This window comes from Pandoraea sp. PE-S2T-3 (genome assembly GCF_002179965.1).
GTDB lineage: Bacteria > Pseudomonadota > Gammaproteobacteria > Burkholderiales > Burkholderiaceae > Pandoraea.
Genome location: NZ_NGUQ01000037.1, coordinates 818,486 through 845,452, shown reverse-complemented (window position 1 = coordinate 845,452; position 26,967 = coordinate 818,486). Strand labels below are relative to the sequence as shown.

Below are 26,967 nucleotides of genomic sequence, written 5' to 3'. Positions count from 1 at the left end.
ATATTAACGACATCTGCCATGACCGACTCTCTGATTCACCACCGGCGTGCGGGGCAACCCGTCGCGCGTCATTCACTGCAAAACACTCGTCTGGCTGCTGCTTTGGCGCTCGCGCTCGCCGCACCGTTGCCAGTGTGGGCGTTGCCCGCTGCCGGCGACAACGATGCTGTACAAGCGCCGCCCGCCGACGCGGCGGCGGTCACCTTACCGGCGGTCGAGGTCAGCGCCGACAAGCCGGAAGCTTCCACAGAACGCACCCACGCCTACACCACCGGCCAGACCTCGGCGGCAACCGGCTTGCCGCTGTCGTTGCGTGACACACCGCAATCGGTGACGGTCGTGACCCAACAGCGCATGGAGGATCAGCAGATGACCGCCATCACCGATGTGCTCAACAACAGCACGGGTATCTCCTCTTACGCGCTCGATGGCGCCGGCGGGCGGGTGTCGTTCTATTCACGCGGATTCGAAATCACCAACTTCAATTACGACGGCGTGCCAACGGCGGCACTTCCCAATACCTTCGTTCCGGGAGACGGTATTCAGGACGCCGCGTTTTACGACCGAGTCGAGATTGTCCGGGGCGCAACGGGGTTACTGAGCGGGACCGGCAACCCGTCGGCGTCCATCAATTTGGTGCGCAAGCGACCGACGAAAGACTTTGCCGCTTCAGCATCGATAAGCGCAGGTTCGTGGGATAACTACCGCGAGGCCGCCGATATATCGACGCCATTGACCGTCGACGGACGCATCCGCGCTCGCCTCGTGGCAGTGAATCAGAATTCGCACTCGTTTCTGGATCGCTACAAATTGAAACGCCAATCGCTCTATGGCGTGGTGGACGCAGACCTGACTTCGAGCACGACCCTTTCCATCGGCTACCAGTATTCACACTCGGTGCCCAAGGGAATGCCGTGGGGCGGTCAGCCGCTGTTTTTCAGCGATGGGTCGACCACGCACTGGCCTCGTTCCACCAACATGGCCGCGAACTGGAGCACGTGGGACAGCACCCTGCAAACCGCCTTTGCCAATCTTGAGCAGCGATTCGACAACGGTTGGAAATTGCGGGCGGAATTCAGTCAGAAGCGGGCGAATGCGGATTCCCGGCTGCTGTCGGTGTTGGGCTATCCCGATAAGCTCACCGGTCAGGGGCTGATTCCTGTGACGGCCGCCGGGCTGCTCGACACCCGGCAAAATAACTTCGATGTGATGGCCACCGGCCCCTTCCGGCTTTTCGGCCGAAAACATGAACTGGTCATTGGGGCCATGGCGTCAAACCTTAACTCGGACGATCACGAAACGGGCTTTGTCTTTCCCGGCACGCCGATCGGCAACTTCTATGACTGGAACGGCAACTATCCGGAACCCGATTTCAACGCGGCGTCTTATTCGTTGACCCGAACTCGCGTGAAGCAAAGCGGGTTCTACAGTGCAGCACGATTCTCGCTGTCGGATCGGGCGAAGCTGATCGCAGGCGGTCGATTCAGCAATTACGAAGTTGATCAGAATTCAGAGACCAGTTCATTCCATGACAAGACGGCCGCGAAGTTCGTCCCTTATGTGGGGCTGGTTTATGACCTCAACGACACGTACTCCGCCTATGCAAGTTACACGGCGATCTTCAACCCGCAGACATATCGAGACAGGAATGGTGACGTTCTTTCGCCCGCGACCGGAAAGAATATGGAAGTCGGCCTCAAGGGCGAATACCTCGATGGCCGGCTCAATGCCTCGATTGCCCTCTTCCAAGCCAAGCTCGATAGCGTCGCCCAGATCGACGCCGGCCGGCTTCTGCCTGATGGGACACAAGCCTATTACGCGGCCAGCGGCACCCAATCGAAGGGCGTGGATGTCGATGTGCAAGGCGAGGTAGCGCAAGGATGGAATGTGTACGGGGGGGGGTCTCACTTCACGGCATCCAATGGCGATGGCAGCCGGATGAGCAGCCAGATTCCGCGCACCACCGCTCGGCTGTTCACCACTTACCGCTTGTCCGGCGCTTGGGCTCGGCTCACGATCGGCGGCGGGCTCAATTGGCAAAGCCGCTTCTATCAGTCCGCCGTCAGCCCCAACGGAACCGTGGAAGTGGGACAGAGCGCTTACGCCACCGCATCGTTGATGGCTCGATACGATTTGACGAAGCACGCGACAGTATCGATGAACGTCAATAACGTCTTCGACAGGCGGTACTACGCCATGACGGGTTTCTACAATCAGGCCCTATATGGTGAGCCGCGCAATTTCATGGTGACACTTAGCTACAAGCTGTAATGCACGGGGCAAGGCGGGATTGAAAAACATACTCGTGGTGTTAGTCGCGCGAGCACCCCTCGATTTCGTCTCATTCTTACCGCCAATTTGCCTCATTTCACAGTCATCCCCGTCTCTCGCGAAAGGTCCCGGAGTACAGTCCGGGAACCTCTGCCACAGCCAGTTCTACAGACCGTTTTGTGGCTATTTTTCGCATCAGAGATGGAGAAGTGAATGGTTTTCAACGGCACCCGCGGGCTCGTCACCGCCACGCTGATCGGCGCGCTGTGCGTCCAGATCGCTCATGCGCAGAAGGCCCCGGATGGGGCCGCCGCTACGAAGGGGTTCAATACCTATATCCCGCCGGATGTCCTCACGCCCGACACCGTCCAGACGCGAATCGGCACACTCAACTTCGTAGATGGCGTGCCGACGGAAGACACGGCCAAACGGGCCTTCGACAACCTCGATTTCCTTCGTGGCGTGGAGGTGTTCCTCAACCTCATGCCCGCTGCGAGCATTGAAGCGATCCGCCGCTCAAGCGTTGCGCTCGGTGCGACGAAGAGCCATCAGGCCACGATCTACGATCAACTGGCCGATTCGAATCCGCTGCTGCTTACCGCCAACACTGACACGGTCTATGCCTTCGGCGTGCTCGACCTTGAGACCGATGGCCCGACTGTGGTCGAAGTGCCGCCGGGCAGTGGTCCGGGAACCGTCAACGATGCATTCTTCCGCTTTGTCGTCGACATGGGCGTGCCCGGACCGGATCGTGGCAAGGGCGGCAAGTACTTGATCGTGCCCGCAGACTACACGGGCAAGTTACCGAAGGATGTGAAAGATGGCGGCGAGTACTACATTGCACGCTCGCCGTCCTATGTGAACATCGTGGTCTTGCGCGGTTTCCTCGTCGACGGCAAACCTGACGTAGCGTCGAAGATGTTCCGCGACGGCTTCAAGGTCTATTCACTCAGCAAGGCAAAGCACCCGCCGAAGATGGAGTTCATCAATTCCTCGAAGCAAGCGTTCAACACAGTGCACGCCAACAACTTCGAGTTTTTCAAGGAACTGGATCACGTCATCCAGAAGGAACCCATCGGTTTCATTGATCCCGAACTGCGTGGACTGGTCGCCTCGATCGGCATCCGCAAGGGCAAGGCATTCGCGCCGGATGAGCGAATGACGAAGACGCTCACCGAAGCCGTCGCCGTCGGTAACGCGACTGCCCGAGCGATCAGCTTCCGCAATCGCGATCCGCGCGCCTATCTGTATCCCAACAGCCAGTGGCGGGTCGGCTTTATCGGTGACGACTACCGCTGGCTCGGCGGTGATGGCACCCCGGGCCGCGACCTCGATGCCCGCACGGGCTTCTTCTATGTCGCCACGGTCAATACGCCGGCGATGGCGGCAAAACTGGTCGGCAAAGGGTCGCAATATGCCCTCTCCAGCGCGGACGCGACGGGCAAACCGTTCGACGGTGCGAAGCATTACCGGTTGCGCATTCCCGCCAACGTGCCGGCAAAGGACTTCTGGTCGGTGGTCATCTACGATCCGCAGACCCGCTCCGAGCTACAGACTTCGCAGCCGTTCCCCAGCAAGAACAACAAGCGTGACAAGCTGATCACCAACGCTGACGGGTCCGTCGACCTGTACTTCGGGCCGGTGGCGCCCAAGGGCAAGGAAGCCAACTGGATGCAGACCGTGCCGGGCAAAGGCTGGTTCACGATCCTGCGACTGTATGGCCCGCTTGACGCATGGTTCGACAAGACGTGGAAGCCAGGCGAAATCGAAGAAGTGCAGTAACTCGGCGCGTTGGCTGAGCCATGGCAGGTCGCGCGCCGATCTGCCATGGCCGGCGGCATCGTAGCACCGTGGCGTTGACGCCACCGCCCTGAAACCCCGGAAACAAATTTGCCTGATATTCTTGCGGACGAAAGGCGCGCGATCTGAGGCGCGTTTTCTGCCTTTACCGTTAAGAACATCCACCAATGAATTCAACACCTGGGTCTGTTGCACAGACGACAACGGGCGTCGCCGCAGGTCTGGCACTCCTGTATTTCCTTCGCCCGGTACTCATCCCTTTCTTTCTCGCCGTCCTCCTGCGAATTCTCATTTCGGGCATCGTTCTGGTAGTGGTTCGCCTCCTCCCGCGCGCGCCGAAATGGCTGATCCTCGTGGCGACGGCCGCGATTGTAGGTTTCAGCGCCTATAGCATTTTCATCATTACCCTTCAGGGCATCAGTGATCTGATCCAGCAAGCGGCTGACCTTCCCGCGCAGCTCGATCGCCTCATTCGGACGGCCACCGTGGGTTTCGGGCGGAAGTTCGATCTGGCGACGGTGCTCGGGTTGATCGATCTGCCGAAGTTTGAACACACCATCGCGACGTGGCTGGGCGACGCCGTGTCGATGGCGTTTCTGACACTGATGTTTCTCGTGTTCATGCTGCTTGGCGCCTCACGAAACACTGAACCGAAAATTCTGCGCATCACGACGAGCGAGGCCCGGGCGAATTCCCAGCGCATCGTGCTCAACAAGATCGTGCATGGCGTGCAGGCTTACCTGATCTCACAGACGGCAATCAATCTGGCGATTGCAGTGATCTCCGCGCTGGTCTTCCGTGTCGCGGAACTGCCCAACACGGCATTCTGGGCCGTGACGGTATTCCTGCTGGCGTTCATGCCTGTCATCGGGCCGTTTGTGGCGAGTGTTGTGCCCGCCCTGTTTGCCGCGATCCATAGCGACTCGATTTCGGTGCCGCTCGCGGTGTTTGTCGTCACGCTTGCCATCTTCCAGATTGCGCACAACCTTGTGCAACCCAAGCTTCAGGCGAAAAGCACCAACACCGACCCATTGGTCGGGATTTTCGCGCTTGGCGTCTGGACGCTGGTCTGGGGTGTGCCGGGGGCCATTCTCTCGACACCGCTGACGGTGCTCGTGATGGTAATCGCCGCGCAGTTTCAAAGCAGCCGGTGGCTGGCGATTCTCATCTCACACGACGGCGCGCCCGACGCGGCGCTTGTACCACCCGACGGCGAGAAGTGAGCGTGTGGTGAACGTGTAGCGAGCTGAACAGACTCGAGTTCTGAAGCGTATAAAAAAAGCCACCTTCGACGAGGTGGCTTTTTGCTTACTGATCTGACTGATTCAACGCGGACATCACGCCGTCTGGCGCTTCACTGCCCCACTTCCGGAGCCGTCAATAAACCGGTGCCATGCCTGTCGGCCGATGCTTGAAGCGTCGGTGCACCCAGTAATACTGCTCGGGGAATCGGACCACTTGTTCCTCAAGGAAGGCGTTCATGCGACGCGCGTCGATCTCATCGCTTCCTGACGGGAAGTCGGCGAGCGGCTCGAAAATCGTCAGCTTGTACCCTTGATAATCCGGGAGCACCTCGGTCACGAACGGCACCACCCGCGCACGCCCCAGTTTCGCAAGACGCGAAACGGCCGTGAGTGTGCAGGCCGGAACGCCGAAGAAAGGGACGAACACGGAGTTGTCGATGCCTTGATCCATATCGGCGGCGATCATGACGGGTTTGCCGGAGCGCAGCAACGCCACAATCTTTTTGCCGCTGGTGGCGCGCTCGATCATCTCTGCACCGAATCGGCCGCGTTGCTTCTTGGCCAGATCGCACAGACCTTTGCTCGACATGCGTGTGTACAGCGATGCCACGGGAAGGTGCGTCGAATAGAGCATGCAACCGACCTCGATGCCGACAAAGTGGAACCCCATGAAGATCGTGGGCGGCGCGTCGGGGTCGTCGAGATCGATTTTGCTGTCGAGCTGGACGATATTCTGGATCGACTTGGCGCTGCCGAACCACTGGATACCGCGCTCGAGATAGCTGCGAACGACATGGCGGAAGTGGGTTCTGGCGAGCGTCTGATGTTCGGCGCTGGTCTTGTCGGGGAAGCAAAGACGCAGGTTGACGAGGACGATATGCTTGCGGCGGCTCGGGAGTGCATACAGGACTGTGCCGACAACCATCCCGAGCCTTGCGACCAACGGATACGGCAGTACGGACAATACGCGTAGCAACGCCACGATGAGCGCGAGGCTGAGGCGTTTCACGGTGAGTTTTCCCTCTGGGGGCCAACGTTGGAGGGCGAATTCAAGCGCCACGCTGACGGCCGTTAGGCTTGTCCTTACATCGTGGCAATGCTTTCGCTTGAGATACTGACCGTGGGTTGCACAACACAAGCTATGGTCAACAAGTGAGCAGATGACTGGAGCTGAGGCGACTCGCGAACTGGCGCAGTGTAACAGGTAGTCCAGTGTCCTTAGCCAACTGTTCCTAGTCGTGGTAGCGGTGGCGGCCTTTCAATGCCTATCCACTTACTATGGGCAACAGGTGACTGGAGCTAGTGCGACGTGAACTCGCGCACTATAACAGGCGGTTTGGGTGTGACGCACCCTGAAGTATTCTGAGATGATTGGGCGCCGCTCGGTCCGTTGGAGCGCTGATTCCTTGACCCGCATATCGTGGGGTTCTCCAACGTTGCGAACAAAATTCGACTGCAAATGTTCTCCCGACATTTCCCCTGTCACGTCGCATCTCTCTGCAACATTTAAGTCCGGTTATGCCGTTAGGTGCAACCAAACAGGCATGGACGGTGAGAGATAAGACGTTACATCGAGAGGCAGCTCCCGCTACCCTTGAGTTGAAGGTCGTTCTATCGGACCAGCGCTCCGGAAAAAGAGCAGCCAAGCGGTGGCGCCAAGTACGGTCAGGGCGGCGCCCAACGCGCTGACTGTGCTGATTACGTTGGCGGTGCTAGACAACACGCCAATAAGCACGACCATCACCCCCTGTGTCGTACTGAAGACCGCACTTGCCGTGCCCGCTCGTGTCGCGAATGGGCCGATGGCACTCGCTGCCGCACACGGATAGACAGCGCCAGCACCCACCATGTACAGCCCCATTGGCAGAAAGAGAGCGGCGGAAGAATTCGGCCACCGTGCACCCATAGCGCCCATTAATACGCCTGCAAGTGCGCAGCCACTCAACCCTATGAGCAGAATCCGATCATTCGCGTATCGTCGTGAGACTCGCGATGTGACTCGTGCGCCGAGCAAGTAGCCAATGATGATGGTCATCAAGAGTAATCCATACACTTCACTCGGCAGGCCAATATCCCCCAGCGCGATATGAGGAGAGTTGGCTAGGAAGACGACTTCGCCGGCATAGATCAGTCCGCCACTGACTGTGGCTGTCCAAAAGCGTGATGAACCGACGATGGCACCACAGTTGACTAGTATCGAGTGCTTTTGCGTGGACGCAGGTACGTCCAATTTGCGAGTTTCTCGGAAGCTCATCAGCCAGATCGCGGCCATCACGACACCCATTGCCAGCATGAATATGAATCCGGCACGCCAGCCTAGAGCGCTTTCGAGGTATCCACCGAGAACTGGGCCCGCAATTGGCGCTATTGATAGTGCTGAAGCCAATCGGGCATTAGCAACTGTATATGCTCCGCCTTCAAGGCAAGTATCCCGCAATACGGCACGCGCGACGGTCGTGGCGCAACCCATGCCACCACCCTGAAGCAAGCGCCCTCCGAGGACGAGCCCCATGGTGTTTCCGCAAACGACGAGGATGGATCCGGCAAGAAATATACTCAGACCGAGAGTCACTGCTGGTTTACGTCCAAATCTGTCGGAAATATAGCCATATACGAGTTGTGACGAGCAGACGCCTGCGACATATGCGGTGATGATCGAGCCCCCGGCGCCGACATCGACCGAAAAATGATGCGAAATTCCAGCAATTGAAGGCGCAGGAAGCATCATGCCAAATTGCGATAGCGAGACTAGGCTTACCAAAATCCACATCGACGTCACTCCGGGATATCAGGCCACCTGTCGATCGGGGAATTCGAGCTGGTAAGGGGAGTGATGAGCTCGCGTAACACACACAACTCCAGAACAATCGGCTTTTCGTGCGGTAAGCGTGAACGAGTACAGGTGCGTCGCAGCCAACTTCTCGAAATGATGGTCGTATGCGTCCGTAGTTTCGCGTTTGGTGGCCTGCTGCGACGGGGCACACATGGACCGCAGTGCCGCTGTAATCCTAGTGTTGGCAGTAAGAGGAGCCTTGAACTGTAAGGTTATGTGGATGTTGAGATGTCGCGTGGAGGCGGCCTGTCGGATTGCGTTAAGTCGCGGGGTGCTTTCGTCTCCCAATACCATGCCGACAGCAACGATCCGCCCTTGTTCGCTCAAATGGCTGGAACCCTCTATCAACAATCGTTCCATCAATGAGAGGCCGTCTTCACCGCCATGTGCAATCGAACGAAGTTGGATCTCTGGTGGAACTGGAAGAAAGGGAGGATTACAGATAATGTAGTCAAAGGTTTCGCCGGCCAACGGTGAAAATAAATCGCCTTCGAAGCGTTCAATTCGATTGTCGAGCGAGTTCATGGCCACATTGAGTTGGAATACCCGACGGACAGATGGCTGTAGTTCCACGCTGATAACCTGATTCGACAACTTCGCCGCAAGAATAGCTTGACTGCCTATTCCAGAGCACATGTCTAAGACACGAGCTCCTGACATTCGCACGAGTTGCCCAAGCATCATTGAATCAGTGCCGTAGTAGTAATCGCGGTACACGTTTTTCGAATCACAAAAAATCGGTGATCCAAAATTTGGAACTAGCGTGAATCCGTTGGCTTGAATCCTTCCTCCGGATTCACAAAGGATTTCTAGATTTATCAAACATTCTATGATTTCTATCGGATAAATTCTCCGGAGAGTTTCGCTTTCTATCGCTAGTCCGAGAGAAAATATTTCGACTGATGCTCTTAGGGAAGATGGAAAATAAGGAAGATTGTTCGTCCAAAAAATTTCCTGCGCATTTTGTGTCTGCTGCTGTAGGCATTCGTCCAAAAATCCATGGCAACCAAGCCAGTAATTAAAATTTTCGAGCTTCAGTTTCTGCGCTGGGTTGATGCTCATATTAAATAATCCGATTTATTTGACGGGAAATTGGCGGAGTGCTTGAAAATCATATGGATAAGTGATTTGTGAATCCGCTGTCCAGTAGATGCTCGTACGCATGCATCACATTAGGGGGAATTGACTGGATTGAAAAATAATCTCGATTTGGATACTCGATTAATCTATGAATTTCACCAGTCATCTCATCAAGAAGTATTTCCGGACGTGGACTCCCGACAAATTGCTCTCGAAACGACAAACGGGGCGACGAGACTGCGATTGCGACCTCCGGCCATGCGTAGCGGGCGGTTTCGAGAACACGCCTTTCTGACGTAGGTTTGGTAACCAGAATTACGCTCTTCGGCGCCCGATGTTCGCGCGCAAGGAGCCTTTTTGTGAATACGATGTTTTCGCCGACATTTGTCGATTTGTCTTCCGTGACGATTTTGCATTTCGGAACGCCTGCAGCGATGGCATGGCCCGAAAATATCTGCGCCTCCGAATCGTGCCAGACGTTTCGTGTCCAGTTTCCGGAACTCCCGGAAAAGATAATCGCAGGAGCCCAACCATCGAGTAGAAGCGTTGCGCAATATGTGGACACACGGGGGTCATAGCTTCCTAACCCAACAATGTAGTCGGCGCTGCTTTGTAGCGGGCAACCTATGTGGAGAAATGCCCACACCGTTTCGGCTGCTAGCCGAATGCTTTCGGGTAGGCTGTCAAGGTGACGATTTCCTATAGGGTAAAGCTGCTGAGATTCAATACTGGGCATGGAGCGACTCACGAGAATTCGTTGTCAACGTTCGGGCCGCAAAAATCTGGCATCAAACGGTTGGCAAGGTCCTCCCGACCAGCGGTTAGACCACCGTCGACGACGATATCCGTACCGCTGATGAAGCTGGATCCGGGGGCGCAGAGGAAAAGAACAACGCTCGCTATCTCATCAGGGGTTGCAATACGGCGCAACGGATATGCAGATGCGATGTCTTCAAGGAGGTTGGGGTAGCAATTGAGACGCGTCGCCCACGCTTTCGTATTCATTGTCCCGACAATCACGCCGTTGCAACGAATGCCTTGCGGCCCATACTCGACTGCGATTGCGCGTGTCATAGCACTTAAGGCCGCCTTGGATGCGCTATATGCCGGGTGTCCGAGAGCCATCAACGCATTTACCGAGCTAATGTTCACGATGGACGCGTTGCCGCTTCGGGTCATGTACGGGATGACGTGGTGGGAACAGTAAAAAGCGCCGTGCACGTTTAGCTGAAATGTATGTTCCCAGGTTGGGATATCGAGGGACCGCATCGAAACATCAAGATTTGGCCAGACCGCGCCTCCGACGTTGTTGATCAACACGTCAATCGGACCGTGAGTGCCGAGAATCTCTCGGACGGAATTGCGAACTTCTCTCTCCTTCGTTACGTCTGTCCGATACCAGACAATGGAGCCTTCGTTCGATAGAGCACCTAGGGGGGGTAGTTCCGGTGACGTCAGGTCAAGGACCGACACATTGGCTCCAGTTGCCGAGAACTGCTTGACGATAGCCGCGCCCAACCCTCGCGCACCCCCGGTGACCACGACGTTTCTTTGATCGATTACGCTATTCCCCATGTTTTTGGCCGAGGGTGACAACATTTGGACTGTTGGCCGGTGAACTAATTTGCGTATCGGGGGTGTGGATGCTTTTGAGATGAATCGGGGAAATCGGAGGCGTTGATTTTTGGATGAGATACGGCGGCACGACCAGTGTGTGGATAGTTGTGTCCTTGAAACACCGGACCGCATCTTCAATCGTTTCAACGATGGTTTCTCCTTGTGCGTTGAAGGACGTATTCAGAAGTACGCCTACCCCGGTCTTGCTTTTGAATGATTTCAATAGATCGTGAATGAATGGGTTGTCGTCCTCTGATACGGTCTGAAGACGGGCACTGTTATCGAAATGCGTGCCTCCCGGAATCTGGCGCCGAAATGGGGATCGAACGCTCGCAGCAAACTGCATGAACGGGGATGGTTTGGTGAGATCGAAAATGGTCGTTGCGTCGGACTCTAATACCATCGGAGCCACGGGACGAAACCACTCGCGACCCTTGATGGACTGATTGATCCACGACGTCATTACGGAATAGCGCGGATCCGCAAGGATGCTTCTATTTCCAAGAGCTCGTGGACCGAACTCGCTCCCACCTTGAAAGACGGCGACGATGTTGCCGTCAGAAACGATGCTGGCGACAATTTCAACTAGATCAGTGGGACGACTGACATGTAAGTCACCATGTTGTGCCGCAACTTCGCTTACCTGAGACGTATCTTGGTGAGGCCCAAGGTTATCGGATGTCCATCTCCACCGACTCAATTGCTTCCGTTCCTGGGTCAACCCAAATATCGCACAGCCGACCGCAGTCCCCCCGTCATGGGGGGCGGGTGGGATGTAAATTTGATCGAATTGACTGTCCCTGAGCAGAACACCATTTGCGACGCAGTTCAATGCGCAACCACCTGCGTAGCACAGATTTTTCGCTCCCGTTTCCCGCTGAAGCCAATTTGTCACGGCAAGCAGTGCCTGCTCGAAAACTCGTTGCCCAGCCGCTGCAAGATTAGCTCGATGTTGAAAGCTCACGGCCGCTTCGTCACATGCCTCACTCGTAAGCACTGCAATCCACTCAGGCGGAATGAATACGTCCCCACCCTCAACCCGCAGTCTGGGTAAGCCAGTGGTGTGTGCAGCACCCAACGGGGCGAGTCCCATGACCGTACCTTCATGTCCCTCCCCTGGGAACAATCGCTGGGTAAGCAGGTGATAGAACTGTCCTAAACCTACTGGATTGCGTCTGTTTCCGTCCCAAAGCTGTTTGTGAATGCAACTTAGATTCGACGCACGCCCTATATAAAACGAGGCGACTTCATAATGTTTAGCCGCGCCCTGAGGAACGACGAAATCAGGATCGTCGCATAGCGAGAGGGGACTACCGACGGAATCGATTACCATCGTCGCAGCATCCTCGAATGGTGAGGTCGGAAATGCGCTTAGGGCATGGGACAAGTGATGCGATATCTGGATGATCCTCGGGGCTCCCTGGAACGTGAGATGCTCGCGGAGCTCGTCGTGGTATTTATCGAGGTTCGAATATTCCTTGTCTGATGAGTAGCTCTCTACAATCAGATCAACTGGTTGCCGCAGGTCTGGTAGATGCGAGCGATAGAGTGGAACGTCGCCGAGCTTTCCCCAGTCGTGACGTCGTTTCGTCAGTCGCTCTTTCTGCACGCAGCATTTCATTGAACTCCCGTGCATGATTGCAATGCTTCCATCCTGAGTTCGGTTGATGCCTACAACGACGGGATCCCGCATATGAAGTGTCCTTGGTTAAGGGCGATTTTGGCGTTACAGCGACTTCGCTCTTGCTGAGTGATTCGTTGCGGACGGTGACATGCTTTGGATGAGAGACCTCGGAACTGATGGATGGTCGGACATGTCCATGCCCGCGACCAATGCTGATTGGTGCAGAAAGGTGCGCCCGGAATCAGTGTGGAAAACAGGTGTGTTGTGATAGACCGGATCGCATAGCGCGCGATCCAAGGAAGTGAAGGTCACGCTGATATCCGCACATGCCTTGATGACATCACCTAGGAAATGCGCTGTGGCGATACCTGCATGCACGAGCATGATGTGCTTGATGTTTCGCCCATAAAGGGCTATCGACGTCTTTCTGGCATGCAATATCTTTTGCATGGCACTAGCGACATACAAATGCCTCAACGCAGACAACGCGGAACTGTTGTTTGCGTCGGCGCACTCGGCAACCGGTACGTTCCACAAGAAATCGAGAAAGTCCACCGTAACGGGAGCGATGATGTGTTCCGTTTGGCGAAGATAGGCCTGCACTGCGTCGAATTTTCCCTCACTTTCCCCTTCGAGAAGAAACGGGAATCTGAAGTAGCGCTTGCTTCCTGTGGCTTCGAAACGCTTTAGATAGCGGGAGTTTCTCGCGATATCGTCAATGAACTCCTTCGTGCTCACCTCACGAATATCGGAATGTCTGAACGTGTGATTTCCGAGGAGATTTCCCGCTTGTACCCATGCATGAAGAATCTGGTTTTGCTCTGGCGTTTTGGCAGCGGGTTTGCAGTTTGCAAATCCGACGACGGGTGGCAGTGAGTTAAGTGAGAAAGCTTCGAGGACGCGGTGGCAAATCAATGTTCGGCCCCACGCCTGAGTGGTCGGGCCGTGGGAGGGAATATCGTCGACAGTAAGCGCAATCTCGAAGGTGGTATCTCGCATGCGTGGCTAGTGAGTTCCGAACTGTTGGGGCTGTTCGAAAGGCTAACAAGTCGCCATGCACCCTGTATATGCGCAAAATCCGAAAAACACGCTACTCCAAGGGGGCATTGCAGCGCGGTTGTCGCCAGCGCTTTCGGCGGGAGCCATCTCAAATCACGCCCCGTGCGGTGCCTTCCCCGCCGCCGCCCGTACCCTCACCGCCATCACCAACCCACCAACCAACATCACCGCTGCCACTGCAAACGTCACGCGCATGCCGCCGCTGATGGATTGTGCGGAAGCCATTTCCAGCGCCCCGTTTCCACTCGCGGCACTGAACACCGCGCCCATTACCGAGACGCCGGTAATCAGTCCGAGGTTGCGTGACAGGCTCAGCATGCCGGCGACGACACCCCGCTGCGCCGGATCGATCTGGCGCATCACCGCCGTATTGTTGGCCCCCTGAAACGTGGCGTAATGGATCGTCATCAGCACCAGCGGTGCCAGATAGCCCAGCACCCCGAAACGCAACGGCATACACGCCAGCAACCCCGCACCCAACGACATGCCGCTCAGGCCCACGATTGTCATGCGTTGCGCACCGAAACGGTCCACCAGACGTCCCGCCGGTACCCCCGAAAATGCCGACGACAACGGTCCCACCGACATCGTCAGCCCCACCAGCGTTGCCGCCAGCCCCAACCCGTGAGACAGATAAAACGGTCCGACCACGAAGGTCGTCATCATCACGCACGCGACCACCGCACTCATGATCAGGCTGGCAATGAGTCGCGGTTGTCGCAGCAGTGCCAATTGCACCAGCGGCGCCCGTGCCCTGCCCTGCACCACCACAAACAAGATCGCACCCGCCAGCGCCGCCAGCAGCAGACCCACATTAAGCCCGCCAAAATGGCCACGTCCCAGCGTCATCGCCAAGGCATAAGCCGTCAACGTCAACGCCAGCACCAGCGTGCCTGCGTGGTCAAACCCCGGGCGCGGCGTTGTGCGGCGTGCATCCTCAGCCAGATAGCGATAGGCCAGCCACCAAGCCAGCAACCCCAACGGCACCTGAATCAGGAAGATCGCCCGCCAGCCAATAGCACCAATCACGATGCCGCTCAACGATGGCCCCAGCGACGTGCCGGCGGCAGACATCGTGCCCAACAGTCCCATGGCACTTCCAGTGCGCTCTTTGGGGACGGTGGCACCCACCATTGCCATGGTCAGCGCCATCATGACCGCGCCGCCCACGCCTTGCAGCGCGCGTGCCGCAATCAGCAACGGCAGATTTGGCGCCAAGCCGCATCCGATCGACGCTACGGTGAACAAGCCGATGCCGCCCAACAGCAAGCGGCGCCGACCGACCATATCCCCCAGACGCCCGGCGCTGACGATCAGCGACGTGATCGCCAGCAGATAGGCCAGCACCACCCACTGCACGGCCTGAAAGCTCGCGCCGAAGACCTGAGCCAGCGTCGGCAGGCTCACATTGGCAATGCTGGTATCCAGCGACGACATCAGCATCGAAAGGCATAACGCCGCCAGCGCCATGCGCGTGCTGGCGGTGACGGGCGTAGCGGGAGCGCTTGGCGTATTGGGCGTGGTGGGCGTATTGGGTGTAACGGCCGAAGCCGTCGAAGGTGGGACGATGACTGTCTTGGGTTGCATAGCCGGTGCCTGTTCATATTGACGATGCAACAAAGCATATCGGCGCTTAATATGTGGCGGAAGACGCAGCATTTGCACTTTATAAATGCATCAGACGCCATCTCTCATTCCTATGACGAGCCCCCTCGTGCGGCCCCCATCATGCAAAAGCCTGACTTCAATCTCCTGCATACCCTCGACGTCTTGCTGGCCGAAGGCAACGTGGCGCGTGCCGCACGGCGGTTACAACTCAGTCCGTCCGCGATGAGCCGGGCGCTGGCCCGCCTGCGCGAGACCACTGGCGACCCTTTGCTGGTGCGCGCCGGGCGTGGTCTGGTGCCCACCCCGCGTGCGCTGGCCTTGCGCGATCAGGTCAGCCAGCTCGTTCAGGACGCAACCACGGTGCTGCGACCGGCCCGACAGGTGGACCTCGCAACACTGGAACGCAGCTTCACCCTGCGCTGCAATGAGGGCTTCGTCGAGACCTTCGGGCCGCAATTGATCGCCCGCGCGGCGGAGACGGCACCCGGCGTACGACTGCGCTTCGTGCAAAAGCCCGACAAGCAAAGCAACGCGCTGCGTGACGGCATCGTGGATCTCGAGACGGGCGTGATCGGCAAGGACACAGGGCCGGAAGTGCGCACACAGGCGTTGTTTCGTGACCGCTTCGTTGGTGTGGTGCGCCTCGGCCATCCTCTGACCCGGGGCAAGCTCACGCCGGAACGCTACGCCGCCGGTGACCATGTCTTGGTGTCGCGACGCGGGCTCGATCGCGGTCCAGTCGACGACGTACTGGACGCCATGCAACTGCACCGGCGCGTGGCTGCCATCGTTGGTGGCTTTTCTACCGCGCTGGCGATCGCGCGCGCATCCGATCTGATCGCGGGCGTGCCCGAGCGGCACACTCGCAGCCTTCGTGCCGATATGCACACCTTCACATTGCCGGTCGCGACACCGGTGTTGACGGTCTCGATGCTGTGGCACCCACGCATGGACGCAGACCCGGCACACATCTGGCTGCGGGCGCTGGTGCGCGAGGTGTGCGCAACACCGTGATGTCACTCCATAAAAGAAGGACGTAAACGACAAAGGGTTACGAGAAAACTCGTAACCCTTGTTTCAATCACCACTACTGGCGCCCTGCGCAGGCGCCGCGTCAAAACTTACAGCGCCATGTCAGGCACTTTCTTGATCACGCCCGGATTCGCGACCGGTGCAGTGTTCGGAACGAACCCATCCAGACTCGGCGACGCGATGGCGAGTTGCAGCGTTTCGGCCGTGCTTGCCCATTCCTTCGCCAGCAACTCCGGATTTTCGTTGAGCTTCTTGCCATAGCTCGGCACGATCTCACGAATCTTTTGCTGCCACGCGGGCGTTTTCATCTGCTCGGGGAACACGCGTTCCAGCAGCGACAGCATGATCGCCGGCGAGGTCGAGCCACCCGGCGACGCGCCCAACAGCGCCGATACCGAGCGATCTCCCGACACCACGACTTCCGTGCCAAGCTTCAGAATGCCGCCCTTCACCGGATCGTTCTTGATGATCTGCACGCGCTGACCGGCTTCCCACAGACGCCAGTCTGCGTCCTTGGCCTCAGGCATGTAGTGACGCAGCGCATCCATCTTTTGCGATTGCGACAACGCCAACTGCTGCGCCAGATACTTCACCAGCGCAAATTCGTGAGCGCCGACCTGCAACTGCGGAATCACGTTGGAAGGCGTCGTTGCCTTGGCCAGATCGAAGTACGAGCCGTTCTTGAGGAACTTGCTCGACCACGTCGCAAACGGTCCGAACAGGATGACCTTCTTGCCGTCGAGCACGCGGGTATCCAGATGGGGCACCGACATGGGGGGCGAACCGGTATCCGCGAGACCGTAGACCTTTGCCAGATGGCGCGAGGCAATCTCGGGCTTGTCCGTCACCAGGAACTCGCCACCAACCGGGAAACCGCCGTATTGCTTGCCTTCCGGAATGCCCGACAGTTGCAGCAGCGGCAAAGCAGCGCCGCCCGCACCGATAAACAGGTATTTCGCATCGACCGTCTGGATCTTCGAGCTGTCGTTGACGTCGAAGGCGGACACACGCCACGAACCGTCTTCGTTACGCGTGATCGAGCGCACTTCATACCCGGTCGTCACCTTGACCGAGTTACCGCTGAGATGCTTGTAGAACTGGCGCGTGATCTCGCCCAGATTCACGTCGGTCCCGAGCGGCGAGCGCGTGGCGGTCACCACTTCGTCCGGCTTGCGGCCTTCCATCATGATCGGAATCCACTCGGCGATCTTCGCCGGGTCGGTCGTCATCTCCATCCCGGCAAACAGCGGCGATGCCTTCAATGCCTCAACGCGCTTGCGGATGAATTCACGATTCTCCTGTCCGAAGACAAGATTCATGTGCGGCGTCGAGTTGATGAACTCACGCGGATTGCCAAGCACGCCCTTGCGCACTTGATGCGACCAGAACTGGCGCGAAATCTGGAAATTCTCGTTGATGCCGATGGCCTGGGTGATATGAACATTGCCCTTGTCGTCCATCGGGGTGTAGTTCAGCTCACACAGCGCCGAGTGACCGGTGCCGGCGTTATTCCAGCCGTTCGAGCTTTCTTCCGCGACCTTGTCCAGACGTTCGAACACCTCGAAGGTCCAGTTCGGTTCCAATTCGGACAGATAAACACCCAGCGTTGCGCTCATGATGCCGCCGCCGATGAGCAGCACGTCAACCTTGCGATCTGCCTTGGCGGCACGATACTGACTACCAAACAGGTACGAGTATCCACCCCAGACGGCCGCGGCCCCTACGGCGGCGGCAATGAACTTGCGTCGGGAGAATGGCTTGCGGCCGCCACCAGGCGTCGTCTTGTTGTCCGTTTTATCCATGAGAATCAATCACCTTCAAAAAAACCGTGTGGAGTCGCCGGATCGAACAGTCCCGGGGACAAGCGGTCTCCTCTCACATGCGTTCTTCTCTCATGGGCGCCTGCCTTTACCACACTGGCAGACGTCTTAGGGTCGGCGGCTCAGATGCGATGCCGGTTGCCGAGTGACGCGAGGCCCGGATTGTAACGCAGTCCCACGGTCGAGCGCTTGGAAGCCGCAGGGTGAGAATGGGCATATCGACACGTTTATTGGGAGGTCACAAAGTCAGACTACGCATATCGCGGCGGAATCGAGGCGGAATCGAGGCGGATTCGTGCCGTATTGCGATCAGCGCAAGGCATCCGCCACGAGCTTGCGAAACCAGCGGTGCGCCGCGTCGTTGTGAAACCGGGGATGCCAGAACTGCCGCACGGTGAGGTCCGGCAGGGCAATCGGCAATTCGAACGCATCGACGTGGGCCATCTTGCCGAACAGGTCGGCCAACTCGTTCGGAATCACGGCGATGAAGTCCGAATTCGCGACCAGACTGGGTACCGCCAGCAGGTAAGGCACTTCGACCCCCACGTTCAACCGGGTGCCGCGCTTGTGCAGTTCCTTGGCGAGGAGTTCGTTGGTCATTGCCAGCGTGGCCGCCACCACGTGCCGCGTATTCATGAACGTCTCGGCGTCCATGGCCGCTCCCTTCCCCGCTTTGCCCCGCTTGCTTTCTCCGGCGCGACGGATGCCCACCAGCGACCGCGTGAACAGGCGTTGTTGATGCAGATGCTCGCCCATCCGGTCGAGATAGCCGATCGCCAGATCCAGTTCGCCGTCCTGCAAGGCCGCACCGAGTTCGGCGGCGGGCACCTGAATCGGGCGCAGCGTCGCCATCGGGGCATGTTCGGCCAGTGCCGCGAGCAGCCTCGGCAGCAGGACAATCATGCCCATGTCGCTCAGACAGACCGAGAACGTGCGGCGCGTGTCCGTCGGCTCGAACGCGCGGGCGCCCAACACGTCCTGCCGGATCAACGCCAATGCGCGGGAGACGCCATCCGCCACGCGCTCGCCGGTCGGCGTCGGTGCCATGACGGCGCCCGCCCGCACGAACAGATCGTCGCCGAATCGCGTGCGCAGCCGTCCTAACGCGTGGCTCACCGCCGGTTGTGTCAGCCCGAGGCGCTGCGCCGCACGTGACACGCTGCGCTCCGCCATCAACGCCTCGACGACATAGAGAAAGTTCAGATCGGGGTATTCCACTCGTGTCTCCTGATGGCGTCTGTGCGCCGCGATGCCGCCACTATGCCATCGCCGCAATATGCATTGAATTCATAATCTCTATGATTTCCATTTTATAGATTTATACATCGTGGCCGCGTACCTTTGCATCAACACGTCGCGACAGACGTGACAAAGATGAGCATCAGGAGACGATGGCGATGGATTGCGATGTATTGATCGTGGGCGCTGGCCCCGTGGGTTTGTTTTTGGCGGCGTCTCTCGGGCAACAAGGCCTGCGTGTGGAAGTCTTCGACACGAAACCCGGTACCAGCCAGCACCCTGCCGCGAATGCCAACAGCGCGCGCACGATGGAGCACTTCCGGCGCATCGGCGTCTCGGCCCATATTCGCCAGTTGGGGCTCCCCCCGGAGCAGTCCCCCGACGTGGCTTACTTCACGGCCATTTCCGGACACGAACTGGCACGGCTTTCGCAACCGGCGTCGCGCGATGCCGTGGCCTATGCCAAGGCGCACAGCTTCACGTGGCCCACGCCGGAGCCGCCGCATCGTTGCTCGCAGCTCTATATAGAACCGGTGCTGCTCGACGCTGCCCGTCGCCAATCGACGTGTAACGTCCACTTCGACGCCACAGTCACCGACCTTGCGCAAGATGCCGAGGGCGTAACCGCGGTCGTCACGCTGGCTCACACGGCGGATCGCCCGGCACAGGTGCGTCGCGTACGCGCCCGCTACGTCGTCGGTTGCGACGGCCCGCGCAGTTTCGTGCGGCGCTCGCTGGGGCTTCGCTACGGCGGCGTGGCCAGTGAGAAGCGATCGTTCATGGGCGGTCAGATGGAGGCCGTGTATTTCTACGCGCCAACGCTCGTCGAAGCGAGCGGCAAGGCACCGGCGTGGCAATACTGGACCTTCGGCCCCACGCAGCGTGCCTTGATCGTGGCCGTAGACGGCCGGGGGCACTTCATCATGAACGTGCAACTCCACGACGATGAAACGCCGTCGGCGGATGTCGTGCGCTCACGCATCGCGCAGGCGCTCGGTGCCGATATTGCGTTCGAAGTGAAGAGTTCGTCCGCGTGGACGGCCGGACACGCCCTCGTGGCGGAGCGCCTGGTCGTCGGCCGCGTGTTTCTCTGCGGTGACGCGGCGCACTTGTTCACGCCGACCGGCGGGCTGGGCTACAACACCGGCATCGACGACGCGGCCAATCTGGCGTGGAAGCTCGTCGCACTGGTGCGCGGAAGTGGCGGTGAAGCACTCGCTCAGAGCTACGACGCCGAACGACGCCCGGCCGGCGAGCGCAACACCGCATTCGCACGCAATTTCGCCGACAGCATCGGCTACGTCGCCCTGCCCCGCGAAGCCTACGAACAAGGCCCGGCAGGCGACGCGGCAAGGCGCGCGGTCGGCGAATACCTCGCGTTTCACGCGCGCCACGAGTTTGTGATTCCCGGTGTCCATCTGGGCACACGATACGAAACATCGCCGCTCCTGACGGCAGAACCCGGCAGCCCGCCCGCCGACAACGCCAATCTCTACGTGCCATGCGCGCGCGCCGGGCATCGCGCCCCACACGCGTGGCTCGCCGACGGCAGTTCTCTGTATGACGCGATGGGACAGCAGTTCACGCTGCTTTGCGCGGATGGTCAGACACCGGATGCCAGCGCGGTAGAAGCCGCCCGAGACGTGCTCGGCGAGATTGCCGTTGTCGTACCGACGTCCGCCGACGCCGCGATGCTCAAGCGACTTTACGAACGCAACTACGTGTTGATCCGCCCCGACCTTCACGTCGCGTGGCGCGGCGATGCCCTCGACGACGCCTTCGTGAACGCCGCTCGCCGCAGTCTGGCACTGGACCCACGCGATGCGGTTGGCGCCACCGCACAAGCCGCTCCGGATTCGATTTTGCAGTCCTGACCGACCAACGATAGGAACCCCGCCTCACTTCCATTAATCGCTTTTCAGTTGCGACATGCCAGCCACGCGCTTGAACAACAGACGCTGGCAGTCGCAGACCGGTGGCGTCATTGCCGGCTACCTTCAGGAGACAACGATGTACGTAGATTCGACGTCGCAAGCGTCCACGCGTGCCGACTCGGCGGTGCGCGGCCAGACGCGCGAGCGCATGACGGCACTGCAACGGCTTACACTTTTCCTCTGCTTTCTGATCGTCGCGGCCGATGGTTTCGACGTGGCCAGCGTCGGCTATGTCGCGCCGCTGCTCAAACATCAATGGTCGCTGAGCCCCGCAGAGCTTGGGCCGGTCTTCGGGGCGGGCCTGTTCGGCCTGACCATTGGCAGCTTTCTCTTCGGCCCGCTTGCCGACCGCATCGGCCGCAAGCGCGTCATCCTGATCTCGATGTTTCTGTTCGGTATCGGCAGCCTCGCGTGCGCGTGGTCGCCCTCCGTCGGCTGGCTCGTCTTTCTTCGGTTCCTGACCGGCGCGGGACTGGGCGGCGCCATGCCCAACGCCATCACGCTGTCGTCGGAATACAGCCCAGCGCATAACCGTGCATGGCTCGTCACGCTGATGTTCTGCGGCTTTACGCTCGGACTCGCCTGCGGCGGCTATGTCGCGGCGTGGCTGATTCCGCACTTCGGCTGGCAAGGCGTTTTCATCTTCGGCGGGCTGGCACCGCTCGTTCTGGTGCCGGTCGTCGCGTGGCAATTGCCCGAGTCGCTGCGCTTCATGGCGGGCAAACCGGCTTTCGCGAAGCAGATGCGACGCACGCTGGCCCGTCTGGGCGAACGTGGCGCAGCGTCCTTTGCGGCGGAAGCCATGGCGGAACGCCAGCAGGCCGAAGGGGCGAATGGCGCGCATGGCACGAACGCCGTCGCAGAGCGCCCGGTGGCAACGCTCTTCAATGCCCACTACCGCACCGGCACGCTGCTGCTGTGGCTGGCGTTCTTTTGCACGCTGTGGGTCTACTACCAGATCAGCAGTTGGCTGCCGACGGTACTTACTGAAAGCGGAATCGGCGTGGCACATGCGGCGCAAGTGGGCGCAATGCTGCCGATCGGCGGCACGCTCGGGTCGTTGCTCAATGCGCGGCTGATGGACCGGTTCAATCCGTTTGTCGTGCTCGCGTTCTCTTATGTCGTCGCCGCCGTTTCCATTGCGCTCATCGGCACGTCGCTGCACTCGACCACGCTGGTTTTCGTCACCGTGTTCTTCGCCGGATTCGGTTTGTCGGGGGCGCAGACCGGCGCCAACGTGCTCGTCGCGGGCTTCTACACCACCGGGGCGCGTGCCACGGGCGTGAGCTGGGCGCTTGGCGTCGGGCGTGTCGGTTCGATCATCGGGTCGATGACCGGTGGTTTGCTGCTCGCCGCCCTGTCGTCCGTGCAGGTGTCGTTCGTCGTGTTCGCGGTGCCGGCCGTGATCGCCGGCATTGCCATGATCGCCAACGGTCTGCGCTACCGCCGTCAGATGGCGTCCGCGTAACGGCGGTCACCGCTGCTCCTCACATTCAATCTTTCTTCCTCTGGAGTCACCATGCGTTTTGTCAGCTTTGAACTCGACGGCAAGTCCTGCCTCGGTGTGCGCGATGCCGAGAGCATCCGCGTGCTCGGCGAATATGCCCTCGAAGACCTGCTTGCCGATGGCGTCGATCTCGTCGCGTTTGCCAAGGCCAATCCGTCCTCGCGTCACGTCAGCGCCGACGCCGTGCGTTTGCTGGCGCCGTTGCGCCGCCCGCCGAAGATCCTTTGCGTCGGCTTGAACTACCGCGACCACTCGGCTGAGAGCCAATACGCCCAGCCGGACTATCCGACGCTCTTTACTCGTGTGAATACGAGCCTCGTCGCGCACGACGCGCCGATCGTCCGGCCGGATGTGCCCGACAGCGAAGGCGTCGACTATGAAGGCGAGTTGGCCGTGGTGATCGGTCGCGGCGGCCGCCATATCCGTCACGAAGACGCGCTGGATCACGTCGCGGGCTACTCGGTGTTCAACGACGGGTCCATTCGCGAATACCAGTTCAAGACGCCCCAATGGACCATGGGCAAGAACTTCGACGCCACCGGCGCGTTCGGCCCCGATCTGGTGACGGCCGACGAATTGCCGGCAGGCGCACGTGGCTTGCTGTTGCAGACGCGTCTGAACGGCGAAGTCGTGCAGTCGGCCAGCACCGACGACATGGTGTTCGACGTTGCCACGTTGATCGAGGTCATCAGTCAGGCCATCACGCTGGAGCCGGGCGACGTGATCGTGGCCGGTACGCCGTCGGGCATTGGCTGGGCACGCACGCCGAAGCTGCTGATGCGCGAAGGCGACGTATGCGAAGTCGAAATCGAACGCGTGGGCCTGTTGCGCAACGCGATTGCCGACGAAGTGACGCTGCGCAAGTCGCGCGCCTGATGCTTACCTGCTGCCGGCATCGCGCGAACCGCGTGCGATGCCGGCAGGTCTTTGCCCGGAGGACGTCATGACAGCATCGCCATTGCCCGGCGCGCCGTGCGCCGTGCATTCGATCGATCACTTTGCACTCAACGTGCCGTCGCTGGCACAAGCGCAGCATTTCTTCACAGCATTCGGTCTGGAAGTGAGCGAAGCCGCGGCGCCCGGTCAAGCACTCGACCTCCGCGCGGCGGACGGCCATCGCTGGGCGCGCGTGCTGCCGGCGGACGGCAAGTCGCTTGCCTATCTGCAATTCAACTGCTTTGCGCAGGATTTCGACGCGCTGCGTGCACAGGTAGTGCGAGCGGGGGCAACGCCTGCGGACAGACCGGCGTCGCTCGCGGAGGCCAGCGGTCGCGCGTCCGAAGCGGGCTTCTGGTTCCACGACCCCGACGGCAACCTGATCGGCGTGCGCGCCGGCGTGAAGACATCGCCCGACGCGAAACCGTCGTTCACGCTGAATTCCACGGCCAACGGTGCGCGAGGCACGCACTGCCGGCACGACGTGGTGCAGGTGCGGCCACGCCGCCTGTCGCATGTGCTGCTCTTTACGCCTGACGTTCTGGGCTCGCTGGCGTTCTACAGCAACGCACTCGGGCTACGGTTGTCGGACCGCTCGCAGGATCTCATCGCCTTCACACATGCGCCGCACGGCTGCGACCACCATCTGGTGGCCTTCGCGAAGAGCCATGCGCGCGGCTGGCACCACTGCTCATGGGACGTTGCGAGCCTGGACGAAGTCGGCAATGGCGCTGCGCAGATGGCGGCGGCGGGCTACCGCCACGGCTGGGGCACAGGACGGCATGTGCTCGGCTCGAACTACTTCCACTACGTGCAGGACCCGTGGGGATCGTTCAGCGAGTACTCGGCCGACATCGACTACGTCGCGAAGGACCAGACATGGCCCGCCGGTGACTTCGACCCCGAAGACTCGCTGTACCTGTGGGGCCCTGAGGTGCCCGCCGATTTCATTCGCAATACGGATACCCCTGCCGACACACCTATAGATACCCCTCGCGCCTGAGCGCGTCGGCACAACAGACCAGACACACTGGCATCGACTGAGGAGACAGCAATGAAAGCAGCAACGGTGCGCCTGATGGGCGTAACGGCGACGGCGCTCGCCTGTTTGAACGCGAGTCCGGCATTCGCACAGAGCAACATCCAGCTATATGGCGTGCTCGACACGGGCATCGAATTCGTCACGCACGCCGGACCGACGGGCGATAGCCTCTGGCGCGTACCCGGCATCACAGGGACGATGCCCTCACGCTGGGGCATTCGCGGCAACGAGGATCTCGGCGGCGGCCTGCATGCATTGTTCACGCTTGAGAACGGGTTCAATGTGCGCGCTGGCGATGTGAATCAGGGCGGACGGCTGTTCGGCCGCCAGTCGTGGGTCGGGTTGCAGAACGACTGGGGAACGCTGAGCTTCGGGCGCCAGTATTCGATGACGTTCTGGGCGCTGTCCGACGCGGATATTCTCGGGCCGGACATCTACGGCGGACTGGGGTCGTTCGACGCGTATATCCCGAATGCCCGCAGCGATAACACCATTGCCTACAAACAGACGTGGCAGGGCCTGACGTTCGGCGCGACATGGTCGTTCGGGCGCGACAACGGTGGCACGGGCAACTCGCCGGGGCAAGGCACCTGCGCGGGGAACGGCACGGGGGCGAACGGTTCACCGGCTTGCCGCCAATGGTCGGCCATGCTGCGCTACGACACGGCGTCGTTCGGCGTTGCCACTGCCTACGATCAACAGCGCGGCGGGCCGGGCGCAGCGGCAAACTTCTTCGACGGCGTGGCCCCCGTCGCTATCGCAGGCAGTGGCGCGACCGACACGCGCATTCAGGTCAACGGCTATGTCAAAGGCGGCAGCTGGAAAGTCGGCGGCGGGTGGCTCGGGCGGCGCGTGACTACCGACGCAGCCGGGCTGCCCGGCGTCAACTCGGACATGTTCTATCTGACGGCGTCGTACACATTGGCACCGCAGTATGTGATAGACGGCGGCGTGTATCGCATCGTGAATGCGCAACACGATACCCGCGGGACCATTGCCGCATTGCGTGGCACGTGGCTGCTCTCCCGCCGCTCGGCGGTGTACCTGCAAACCGGCTATCTGTTCAACAGTGCGCGTGCGGCGTACACCCTCAGCCAAGGTGGCGCGGGGGCTTCGCCGAACGCGGGGGTGAACCAGTTAGGGGTGATGGCCGGGGTGCGTCATACGTTCTGACGTCGTTGGTTAAATCGGACGGGCGCGCACTCTGGGTATCACAGCGCGCCCTTTCCGCCGTCTTCGAGCAACTTCAGGAGCGGCGGCGACTTGAACATCGTCTCCGGTTGCACCCGTTCCCAGAGGCTCCCGAGTCCTTGCTGCCGGCCGCGCTCGTCCTCATGCCGCAGCCACTGTTCAACCGTGCGGATGCGGTTCGGATGGATGTCGTCGAGCAATGCGTAGTCGCGCTGGATGACGTTGTGTTTCCAGACATTCCAGAAGCCAGTGAAGTTGTCCCGGAAGCTCATCGTGCTGTTGTCGTTCGGATCGGCGTTGTAGCCGGCGGGACGGAGTGCGGCGGTCTTGAGCGGGCCGTTCCAGTAGGTGTCCAGATCCGTGTCGATGTAACGCGCAGGATGCCCCGTCACTCGCTCGAACGCCTCGGCGAGTTGGTGGTACCCAACCGGCTCGATCGCGACTTCAAGGTTCATCCCGTTCGCACGCTCGGCATTGTCGAACAGCCAACGCGCGTAGTAGCCGCAATCGGCCAAGGCAACGTGTGGCACGGCGCCGTTGCCGAGTGGCACGCGCCACGTCAGCACACCGTCTTCCACGAACGGCATCATCGGCGTCATGGCTGAAATGGCCATCTCCATATACGGCCCGGTCGTGAACACTGCCGCGCCCATACGCTCACGGTTGGTCTGGTTCTGGAACAGGATCCACTCGCCGATACGCCCTTTGCCGTCATAGTGGCCGACGCGGAAGCGCGAGTCGTAGCCCGCCTTCTTCAATGCGTAGTCGAGGTTGCCGTACACGAAGAACCTGACGCCCTCCTCCAGTGCGATTTCGTAGGCCCGGATGGCCCAATACATCTCTGTCTTTTCGCCAGTGTTGAAGCCGTCGAGATTGACGTAGGCCCCATCGCAGCCCCGGAAGCCTTCCCGCAGCACGGCTTCGTCGGCAAACGTGCCTTTCAGGATCGATACGTTGCCGAGCGCGAGCAATGCCTTGGCCCGCCGGGACTCGGGGTCGCGGCTTAGCGCGCGCACGGCGTACTTGCCGTCGGCTACGAGCGCGTTGATGACGGGCAAACCCTGCGCGCCAGTGCCGCCGACGACGAAGATCCGGGAGATGGAATGGGAGGACATGCGTGTTTCCTTACG

20 protein-coding genes are annotated in these 26,967 nt (G+C 59.8%); 9 read left to right on the top strand and 11 right to left on the bottom strand.

The genetic code is table 11. The annotated features are described in order from the left end of the window. Positions 1-18: 18 nt before the first annotated feature. The 3 genes from CDV46_RS25795 (at position 19) to CDV46_RS25785 (ending at position 5,294) form a co-directional block, all read left to right on the top strand. Complete coding sequence (locus CDV46_RS25795; RefSeq protein WP_087725887.1) at positions 19-2,271, top strand: TonB-dependent siderophore receptor; 2,253 nt, start codon at positions 19-21, stop codon at positions 2,269-2,271. A 213-nt stretch (positions 2,272-2,484) separates the two neighbouring features. Beyond that, positions 2,485-4,053 (top strand): DUF1254 domain-containing protein, encoded by a 1,569-nt coding sequence (locus CDV46_RS25790; RefSeq protein ID WP_087725885.1) that lies wholly within the window; start codon positions 2,485-2,487, stop codon positions 4,051-4,053. A 185-nt stretch (positions 4,054-4,238) separates the two neighbouring features. After that, complete coding sequence (locus CDV46_RS25785) at positions 4,239-5,294, top strand: AI-2E family transporter (protein WP_087725883.1); 1,056 nt, start codon at positions 4,239-4,241, stop codon at positions 5,292-5,294. A gap of 154 nt (positions 5,295-5,448) precedes the next feature. On the opposite strand, the gene CDV46_RS25780 is transcribed toward CDV46_RS25785, so the two are convergent. The 8 genes from CDV46_RS25780 to CDV46_RS25745 form a co-directional block, all read right to left on the bottom strand. Further along, complete coding sequence (locus CDV46_RS25780) at positions 5,449-6,324, bottom strand: lipid A biosynthesis lauroyl acyltransferase (RefSeq protein ID WP_087687479.1); 876 nt, start codon at positions 6,322-6,324, stop codon at positions 5,449-5,451. A 579-nt stretch (positions 6,325-6,903) separates the two neighbouring features. Beyond that, on the bottom strand, positions 6,904-8,085 hold the full coding sequence (locus tag CDV46_RS25775; protein WP_087725881.1) for an MFS transporter: 1,182 nt from the start codon (positions 8,083-8,085) through the stop codon (positions 6,904-6,906). Between the two features lie 18 nt (positions 8,086-8,103). Then, positions 8,104-9,210 carry a methyltransferase gene (locus CDV46_RS25770; protein WP_087725879.1) on the bottom strand — a complete coding sequence of 369 codons (1,107 nt, stop codon included), beginning with the start codon at positions 9,208-9,210 and terminating at the stop codon, positions 8,104-8,106. 49 nt (positions 9,211-9,259) lie between these two features. Then, positions 9,260-9,964, bottom strand: coding sequence for a YdcF family protein (locus tag CDV46_RS27695; RefSeq protein ID WP_087725877.1), 705 nt, complete (start codon positions 9,962-9,964; stop codon positions 9,260-9,262). Positions 9,965-9,972: 8 nt separating this feature from the next. Further along, the gene (locus CDV46_RS25760) at positions 9,973-10,803 is read right to left on the bottom strand and encodes an SDR family NAD(P)-dependent oxidoreductase (RefSeq protein WP_176399202.1); all 831 of its coding nucleotides are present in this window, start codon (positions 10,801-10,803) and stop codon (positions 9,973-9,975) included. Continuing rightward, complete coding sequence (locus tag CDV46_RS25755) at positions 10,793-12,538, bottom strand: carbamoyltransferase family protein (protein WP_087725873.1); 1,746 nt, start codon at positions 12,536-12,538, stop codon at positions 10,793-10,795. The genes CDV46_RS25760 and CDV46_RS25755 overlap by 11 nt, the downstream gene beginning before the upstream one ends. Before the next feature lie 33 nt (positions 12,539-12,571). Further along, entirely contained in the window at positions 12,572-13,468 is an 897-nt protein-coding gene (locus CDV46_RS25750) for a polysaccharide deacetylase family protein (protein ID WP_087725870.1), read from the bottom strand. A 153-nt stretch (positions 13,469-13,621) separates the two neighbouring features. After that, positions 13,622-15,115, bottom strand: coding sequence for an MFS transporter (locus CDV46_RS25745; protein ID WP_087725868.1), 1,494 nt, complete (start codon positions 15,113-15,115; stop codon positions 13,622-13,624). A gap of 141 nt (positions 15,116-15,256) precedes the next feature. On the opposite strand from CDV46_RS25745, the gene CDV46_RS25740 reads away from it, so the two are divergent. Continuing rightward, a complete protein-coding gene (locus CDV46_RS25740) occupies positions 15,257-16,150 on the top strand; it encodes a LysR family transcriptional regulator (protein WP_087725865.1) in 894 nt (297 codons plus the stop codon). Positions 16,151-16,257: 107 nt separating this feature from the next. On the opposite strand, the gene mqo is transcribed toward CDV46_RS25740, so the two are convergent. Together mqo and CDV46_RS25730 are read right to left on the bottom strand one after the other, a co-directional pair. Next, positions 16,258-17,970: a malate dehydrogenase (quinone) gene (gene mqo, locus CDV46_RS25735; RefSeq protein ID WP_087725863.1), complete on the bottom strand. Its 1,713-nt coding sequence runs from the start codon at positions 17,968-17,970 to the stop codon at positions 16,258-16,260. A 327-nt stretch (positions 17,971-18,297) separates the two neighbouring features. Beyond that, complete coding sequence (locus CDV46_RS25730) at positions 18,298-19,206, bottom strand: LysR family transcriptional regulator (protein ID WP_087725862.1); 909 nt, start codon at positions 19,204-19,206, stop codon at positions 18,298-18,300. A gap of 179 nt (positions 19,207-19,385) precedes the next feature. Between CDV46_RS25730 and CDV46_RS25725 the strand changes: the two genes are divergently transcribed. The 5 genes from CDV46_RS25725 to CDV46_RS25705 all read left to right on the top strand — a co-directional run bounded on the left by CDV46_RS25725 (position 19,386) and on the right by CDV46_RS25705 (position 25,819). After that, positions 19,386-21,101, top strand: coding sequence for an FAD-dependent monooxygenase (locus CDV46_RS25725; RefSeq protein WP_176399201.1), 1,716 nt, complete (start codon positions 19,386-19,388; stop codon positions 21,099-21,101). A gap of 136 nt (positions 21,102-21,237) precedes the next feature. Beyond that, on the top strand, positions 21,238-22,629 hold the full coding sequence (locus CDV46_RS25720; RefSeq protein ID WP_087725857.1) for an MFS transporter: 1,392 nt from the start codon (positions 21,238-21,240) through the stop codon (positions 22,627-22,629). 51 nt (positions 22,630-22,680) lie between these two features. Beyond that, on the top strand, positions 22,681-23,544 hold the full coding sequence (locus CDV46_RS25715; RefSeq protein WP_087725855.1) for a fumarylacetoacetate hydrolase family protein: 864 nt from the start codon (positions 22,681-22,683) through the stop codon (positions 23,542-23,544). A gap of 67 nt (positions 23,545-23,611) precedes the next feature. Further along, positions 23,612-24,607, top strand: coding sequence for a VOC family protein (locus CDV46_RS25710; protein ID WP_087725853.1), 996 nt, complete (start codon positions 23,612-23,614; stop codon positions 24,605-24,607). Positions 24,608-24,682: 75 nt separating this feature from the next. After that, positions 24,683-25,819, top strand: a complete 1,137-nt coding sequence (locus CDV46_RS25705; RefSeq protein ID WP_441339364.1) for a porin — start codon at positions 24,683-24,685, stop codon at positions 25,817-25,819. A 38-nt stretch (positions 25,820-25,857) separates the two neighbouring features. Here the strand turns inward: CDV46_RS25705 and CDV46_RS25700 are convergent, their stop codons facing one another. Continuing rightward, a complete protein-coding gene (locus tag CDV46_RS25700; protein ID WP_087725849.1) occupies positions 25,858-26,952 on the bottom strand; it encodes an NmrA family NAD(P)-binding protein in 1,095 nt (364 codons plus the stop codon). Positions 26,953-26,967 lie beyond the last annotated feature (15 nt).